General features: G+C 42.9%; 4 protein-coding genes and 2 pseudogenes. 1 reads left to right on the top strand and 5 read right to left on the bottom strand.

All coding sequences use genetic code 11. From position 1 onward, the window contains the following. The 4 genes and pseudogenes from L650_RS0114285 to glk form a co-directional block, all read right to left on the bottom strand. Nucleotides 1-364, bottom strand: a pseudogene (locus tag L650_RS0114285) (keto-deoxy-phosphogluconate aldolase); the annotation flags it as partial. A 34-nt stretch (nt 365-398) separates the two neighbouring features. Further along, entirely contained in the window at nt 399-2,249 is a 1,851-nt protein-coding gene (gene edd / locus L650_RS0114290; RefSeq protein WP_029773525.1) for a phosphogluconate dehydratase, read from the bottom strand. A 325-nt stretch (nt 2,250-2,574) separates the two neighbouring features. Continuing rightward, a complete protein-coding gene (locus L650_RS0114295; RefSeq protein ID WP_029773526.1) occupies nt 2,575-3,588 on the bottom strand; it encodes a LacI family DNA-binding transcriptional regulator in 1,014 nt (337 codons plus the stop codon). Nucleotides 3,589-3,622: 34 nt separating this feature from the next. Next, nucleotides 3,623-4,615 (bottom strand): glucokinase, encoded by a 993-nt coding sequence (glk, locus tag L650_RS0114300; RefSeq protein WP_024034046.1) that lies wholly within the window; start codon nt 4,613-4,615, stop codon nt 3,623-3,625. A 279-nt stretch (nt 4,616-4,894) separates the two neighbouring features. Here glk and L650_RS0114305 point away from each other — a divergent pair. Continuing rightward, a pseudogene (locus L650_RS0114305) lies at nt 4,895-5,907 on the top strand (LacI family DNA-binding transcriptional regulator). Between the two features lie 108 nt (nt 5,908-6,015). On the opposite strand, the gene L650_RS0114310 reads toward L650_RS0114305, so the two are convergent. Continuing rightward, the coding region (locus L650_RS0114310; RefSeq protein WP_029773527.1) for a glycoside hydrolase family 15 protein at nt 6,016-6,433 on the bottom strand (418 nt) is incomplete at its 5' end.

The following is a 6,433-nucleotide window of genomic DNA, read 5'->3' on the forward strand; positions in this document are numbered from 1 at the left end:
GGCTTGCTAACTGCATTACTTCGCTCGCAGTTGCTGCACCCGGTAAAAACGGAATGTCTGAATCTTTAGCTAGTGCTAATAATTCATCACTTACACCTGGGCTTACCATAAAATCAGCGCCTGCTTCTACTGAAGCATCAAAGCTTGCTTTATCAACCACTGTACCTGTACCAACGTAAGCTTCTGGAACTTCTGCTTTCATTAGTTTTACAGCTTCCACTGCAACAGGCGTGCGTAGCGTAATTTCAAGGGCTTTTAAGCCACCGTTGTATAACGCTCTAGCGAGTGGTGCTGCATCTTCTAGTTTTTCGATTACAACCACTGGCACCACAGGTGCCGACGCTAAGATTTTTTCAATACTCATTACTTGTTCCTCATTACCCAGTGTGTGGCAATTATTATTCAAGTCCAAAAGCACTCGCACCTAAATCGGCGCTGCTTACAATATTTCTAAATCCAGTAAATAACTCTCGGCCGGTACCAAAGGTTAAGCTTGGTTGGCTAAGTTGTAGTTCACGCTTAGCAAGCTCTTCGTCGCTAACATGTACTTTTAATATTCCGTTTGGCGCATCCAGTGTTACTAAATCGCCCTCAAGAATTTTTGCAATAATGCCTCCTTCAACAGCTTCTGGCGCTAAGTGAATAGCAGCAGGCACTTTACCTGATGCGCCCGACATACGGCCATCAGTCACAATAGCTACTTTAAAGCCTTCGTCTTGAAGTGTTGCCATTACTGGCGTTAATTTATGAAGCTCTGGCATACCTTTCGCTTTAGGGCCTTGCTCTTTAAGCACGGCAATAAAGTCTTGGTTTAACTCGCCACGGCTGTATGCCTCTTGCAGTTCGCCTTGTGAGCTAAATACTTTAGCTGGGGCTGTTACTACTTGGTGCTCAGTGGCTACAGCAGACACTTTAATGACGGCTTTACCTAGGTTACCCGTAAGTAGTTGTAGGCCGCCTTGCTTGCTAAATGGATTGCTAATTGGACGCAGTACTTCTTCATCGAGTGAGTTTTCTGGGCAATCTACCCATTTAACTTTTGAAGGGCCTGTTGAGTTGCTCATAATTAAGCTGTCGTCTTTATCTAAACGCGGCTCCATCATGTAAGGCGCTAAGCCTTCACCAAGCATTGTTTTAACATCAGTATGCAAGTAACCTGCGCCGGCTAATTCACGCATTAAGAAGCCCATACCGCCTGCGGCTTGGAAATGGTTTACATCTGCTGAGCCGTTAGGGTAAATACGCGTAAGTAGTGGTACAACTTCTGATAAGTCAGACATGTCTTTCCACGTTACTTGAATACCCGCCGCTTTTGCGATAGCAACAATATGAATAGCGTGGTTAGTAGAGCCACCTGTAGATAGCAAGCCAACTAAACCATTAATAATGGTTTTTTCGCTGATTACATCTGCTAAACACGGGCTTTCTTTATCATCTGTAAGCTGCTTAAGCATGGTTTCTACAGCATTACCTGTTAAACCATCGCGAAGCTCAGTATAAGGATTAATAAACGAGCTACCTGGAAGGTGTAGGCCCATTATTTCCATCAACATTTGGTTTGAGTTAGCGGTACCGTAAAACGTACATGTACCTGCGCTGTGGTACGAGGCGCTTTCAGCTTCAAGTAAGTCTTCACGGCTTACTAAGCCTTGTGCAAATTTTTGGCGAATACGTGCTTTTTCTTTGTTTGGAATACCAGATTGCATTGGCCCAGCAGGTAAAAAGAATACCGGTAAGTGACCAAAAGATAAGGCACCAATTAATAAACCTGGGACAATTTTGTCACATACGCCTAAACAAAAAACGCCGTCAAATACGTCATGCGATAGTGATACCGCAGTAGACATAGCAATTACGTCGCGAGAAAAAAGCGATAATTCCATGCCGTCACGCCCTTGCGTAACGCCATCACACATTGCTGGTACACCGCCTGCAACTTGGGCAGTTGCGTCGTACTTAGTAGCAAGGTCTTTAATTAAATCTGGGAAATCTTTGTATGGCACATGGGCCGAAAGCATATCGTTATATGAGTTGATAATAGCAAGATTTGGCTGCTCATCAGCCTTTAAGCGCGCTTTGTCGTCGCTGCTACACGCAGCCATAACGTGAGCGATGTTTCCGCAGCCTAGTCCGGCACGGACTCTTGTTTGTTTTTTTGCGTGCGAAATACGATCTAAATAATCTTGACGGGTTTGTTTACTGCGTTCAATAACGCGTTGGGTGACTTCTTCAATGCGAGGGTGCAACATAATTTAGCTCATCTCTATTAGTTAGAGGAAAAAGGCTCAGTAGCAATTACAGACTCCACGTAAATAACTGCACTGAGCATCTTTGATTTACCCGTTCAAAGGTACGCTACCAGGGAGCCTCTCACAACAACCCTGACACCGGTGTCACTGTATTAACGCATAGCATTGACACCGGTGTCAACCCTGAGTAACAAAAATAGTGTAAAATTTTAACGTGACCAATTAATGACCATGCTAATTTTAGTTTATTTGCTAAAATCCGCACAAAAAAAACCCGAATAAGCGTCACTCAAATTCGGGTTACTGTGAAAAACAAAAAAGGGGGTTATTTTATTGCAGCAGTAGACTCGCGGGTAATTAAGCGTGATTCTAGCGTTACCTGATACGGCTGCTCTTGTGGCTGCGAAATATGCGATATAAGCTGCGTAACAGCTTGTTTAGTCATTTCTTCTACAGGTTGTGCAATAGTCGTTAAGCCCGGCCATATATGGCGAGCAATTGGTGCATTATCAAACCCTGCAATAGAGATATCATCGGGTACGCGTAATTGGCGCTGTGTGGCAAGTTTTAATACCGCCGCCGCCATGTAATCGTTTGATGCAAATACCGCGGTAGGACGTGGCGATAAATCTAAAATGCTGCGCGCACTGTCTACACCTGAGTGATAACTAAAGTTACCCTCTTCTACTAACCGCTCGTCAAATTCTATACCGTGGCTTGCCAACGCTCGTCTGTAACCTTTAAAGCGCTGTTGCGTAGCACTGTGATCAGGGTGGCCTTTAATAAAAGCAATCGACTTATGACCAAGCGAAATTAAGTGCTCGGTTATTTCATAGGCGCCCTGCTCGTCGTTGCTGCGCACTGAAATTGAATCATCTTCTAGCAGTGCCGATGCAACCCGTGCATAGGGTATGTTTTTAGCTTTTAAAAAATTAGCGAGTTTTTCAAAATCACCAAATGGCGGGGTCAATACTACGCCATCTAAACGCGAGGTTTGTAATAACTGCTCTATATCGTTAATTAAATCATCGCCACGTAATTCGCACGGGTGTATTAGTAAGTTGTAGTTATTTTCTTTACAGGCAGCAAGCGCACCCGTTTGTACGCGAGTTATATAACTTTTACTGGGGTTGTCATATAAGCAGCCAATAATAAAGCTGCGATTTTGCGCAAGTCCGCGTGCTATTGGGTTAGGCGTGTAATCAAGCTCTTTAAATACTTTAAGTACTTTTTCGCGCGTAGCTGCACTCACGTTAGGCTCATTATTTAAAACCCGCGACACGGTTTTTTTAGAAACGCCTGCATGGCTTGCTACGCTATTTATGGTTACTTTTTTCATTTGTTCATTATCCAAATACAACCATTAAGCAAATTTACTTGCTGTTATATAAACACGCACCCGCCCCAATTAGCGGTATGTTATCTTGTGTTACTAAAGTGACTGGAATTTGCCCTGCATATTGCGACATAACACCTTTTTGCGAAAAACGCTCTACAAAACGGCTTTCAAGTAATCGCGTTTGCATACGCGGTAAAATACCGCCGCCTATAAATAGGCCACCTAATGCGCCGTATACTACCGCTAAATCGCCTGCCACACTGCCTATCCAGTCACAAAACTGATTAAGCGTTGCATCGCACACTTCACACTCGCCACTGTTTGCAAGGCTACTAATTTGGGCTGCATCTAAATTTTTAGCTGTAACCCCTTTCACGGCTGCCATTGCTTTGTATAAATGGGCAATACCTGGGCCTGAAAAAACAGTCTCTATAGATACATGAGGGTGCTCTTTTCGAAGCTCGTTAATTAATAAAGCGTCTAGCTCGTTTACAGGAGCAAGCGACATATGCCCGCCCTCAGAGCTTAATACTGCAGTTGACTGCGCTGTACGCACTAAACAAGCAGCACCAAAGCCAGTACCTGGTCCCATAACACCAATATTTGCATTTGCATCGGCTTGACCGGGCTTAATAGTAATATTTTGCGTTGAGTCTAAATAAGGCGCTGCATAAGCAAACGCAGCAAAGTCATTAATTACTTCTAATTGTGTTAGATTAAAATGTGCTTTAAATTCACTAACACTAAAATGCCAACCCAAATTGGTTAAATGCACTTGGCCTGCTTTTATAGGGCCTGCAACAGCTAAACATGCCTGAGTTGGCGTAACATGAGGGATCGTTGTTAAGTATTGTTCAAGTGCGCTTTCTAAAGAGCCAAAATTAGCACTGGGAAATATGTTAATATGCTCAATAACAAATTGGTTAGTTTGCTCATTAAAGTCGGTAATTAGTGCAAAGCGCGCATTGGTGCCACCAATATCGGCAACTAGGATAGGGTTAAACTGGGCAGAAGAATTTTGACTCATGGTATTATCTCTTTTGTGTAAGCGGCTTATGCTTATTATTTTACAACGGCTATGCGTTGTTATTTATACACTTTGAGCTATCACCTCAAAGTAGCTATCACAGTAAAAAAGGCTGCTATATAAAATAGCAGCTAATACGTTTTGACAACAAAATGATAAAACATTGGCATTATGACACCGGTGTCAGGATTAGATCAATAATAAATCGCAAAAAGCTTGAAATAATTCACTAATAGTCGAAAATGACACAATTATTTAGCATTTAATTAAGTTGTAACAATGAAAGGTAAAGCCACCTCATTTGACATTGCCCATTATGCAGGGGTTTCACAATCAACTGTATCTCGCGCTTTACGTAACAGCCCCCTTGTTAATGAAGAAACACGCAAACGCGTCCACGACATAGCAAAACAACTTAACTATAAAGTTGATAAAAATGCCAGCAACTTACGTACTCAGCAAAGTAGTACCCTTGCGCTATTGTTGTTTGAAGACCCAACATCAGATGAATCACAAATAAACCCATTCTTTTTATCAATGCTGGGCAGTATTACTCGTGCGTGTGCAAAAGAAGGTTACGACTTATTGGTATCGTTTCAATCAGCTAGTGCCGATTGGCAAGCCGACTACGAAGACAGCCACAGAGCCGATGGCATTATTTTGCTCGGCTATGGTGATTACATAGACTTTCAACCAAAGTTTAAAACCTTGCTTGACCAAAACACTAAGTTTGTATGCTGGGGCGCAACAGTAGATAACCGCCCAGATCTTACTGTATGCTGCGACAACTACGGCGGGGGNTAGCCGCTGGCCATTTAATTGCCCATAACCGCACCGATTGCGCGTTTATCGGTGATGCATCTGATCACAGCCCAGAATTTTTTGCCCGCTTTCAGGGGTTTAAAGATGAGCTACTTACTAATGGTATAACCATTAATGAGCGAAAAATGGCCAATGCTATTTCAACTGAAGAGTCTGGTTATCATGCTACACGCTCACTTATTGCTAATAACATTAAATTTAACGCACTCTTTGCCGCCAGTGATTTAATTGCCATTGGTGCAATTCGCGCTTTAAAAGAAGCCAATATTAATGTTCCTAACGAAGTGGCCGTGGTCGGTTTTGATAACATAGCCATTGCAAGCTACATAAACCCACCGCTTACAACCATAGCGCAAGACACCACCGTCGCAGGGCAAATGTTAGTAGAGAACCTGCTTAAATTAATACGTGAAGAAGAAGTACAAAGCACCCTTTTACCGCCGGTATTAATTGCCAGAGGGTCTAGTTAAGAATTTATCACTCAACGTCATTGTGCTTATTAAACATTAAACCCCCACTTAGATACAAAAAAGCCACGGCTGTTAACCGTGGCTTTAATTTTACATTTTGAACTAGCCTTATTTTAAAGCTTTCTCAACAACGGGATAATGATCCCAAACTTGTTTGTCGCTCAGTGAACGGACTAATTTAATATACTCGGCATGAGTCCATGCCAATGGTGTTGCTGAATTAGTTCCCTCGCCTAGCTCATAACCTGCTTTGTTAACCCCTACACCATCCCATACTTGCTCTGGTAACATAAGGCCGTTATTAGCAAATTGCTCTAAGCCTTTCACATAGCTGTTTTTAATTTGCGCCTGTTTAGCATCATCCAGAGCATTGTTTGCATTAGCTGCTGCGATTTCGTAATGCCCGCGCTCACCGGTGAAAAATGGCCATACACGCCCACGTTGACCTGGTGTATTACTACCACCCTCAGCATAGTTTGTGCCTTTAACTTCATCTTCACCGTAGCCATCATTGCCATAGCGGCGG

The organism is Pseudoalteromonas sp. TB51 (genome assembly GCF_000498055.1).
Lineage (GTDB): Bacteria > Pseudomonadota > Gammaproteobacteria > Enterobacterales > Alteromonadaceae > Pseudoalteromonas > Pseudoalteromonas atlantica.

Coding starts and splice junctions, on each gene's coding strand:
- L650_RS0114295 (WP_029773526.1), bottom strand. CDS start 3,588: ATGAAAAAAGTAACCATAAATAGCGTAGCAAGCCATGCAGGCGTTTCT.
- edd (WP_029773525.1), bottom strand. CDS start 2,249: ATGTTGCACCCTCGCATTGAAGAAGTCACCCAACGCGTTATTGAACGC.
- glk (WP_024034046.1), bottom strand. CDS start 4,615: ATGAGTCAAAATTCTTCTGCCCAGTTTAACCCTATCCTAGTTGCCGAT.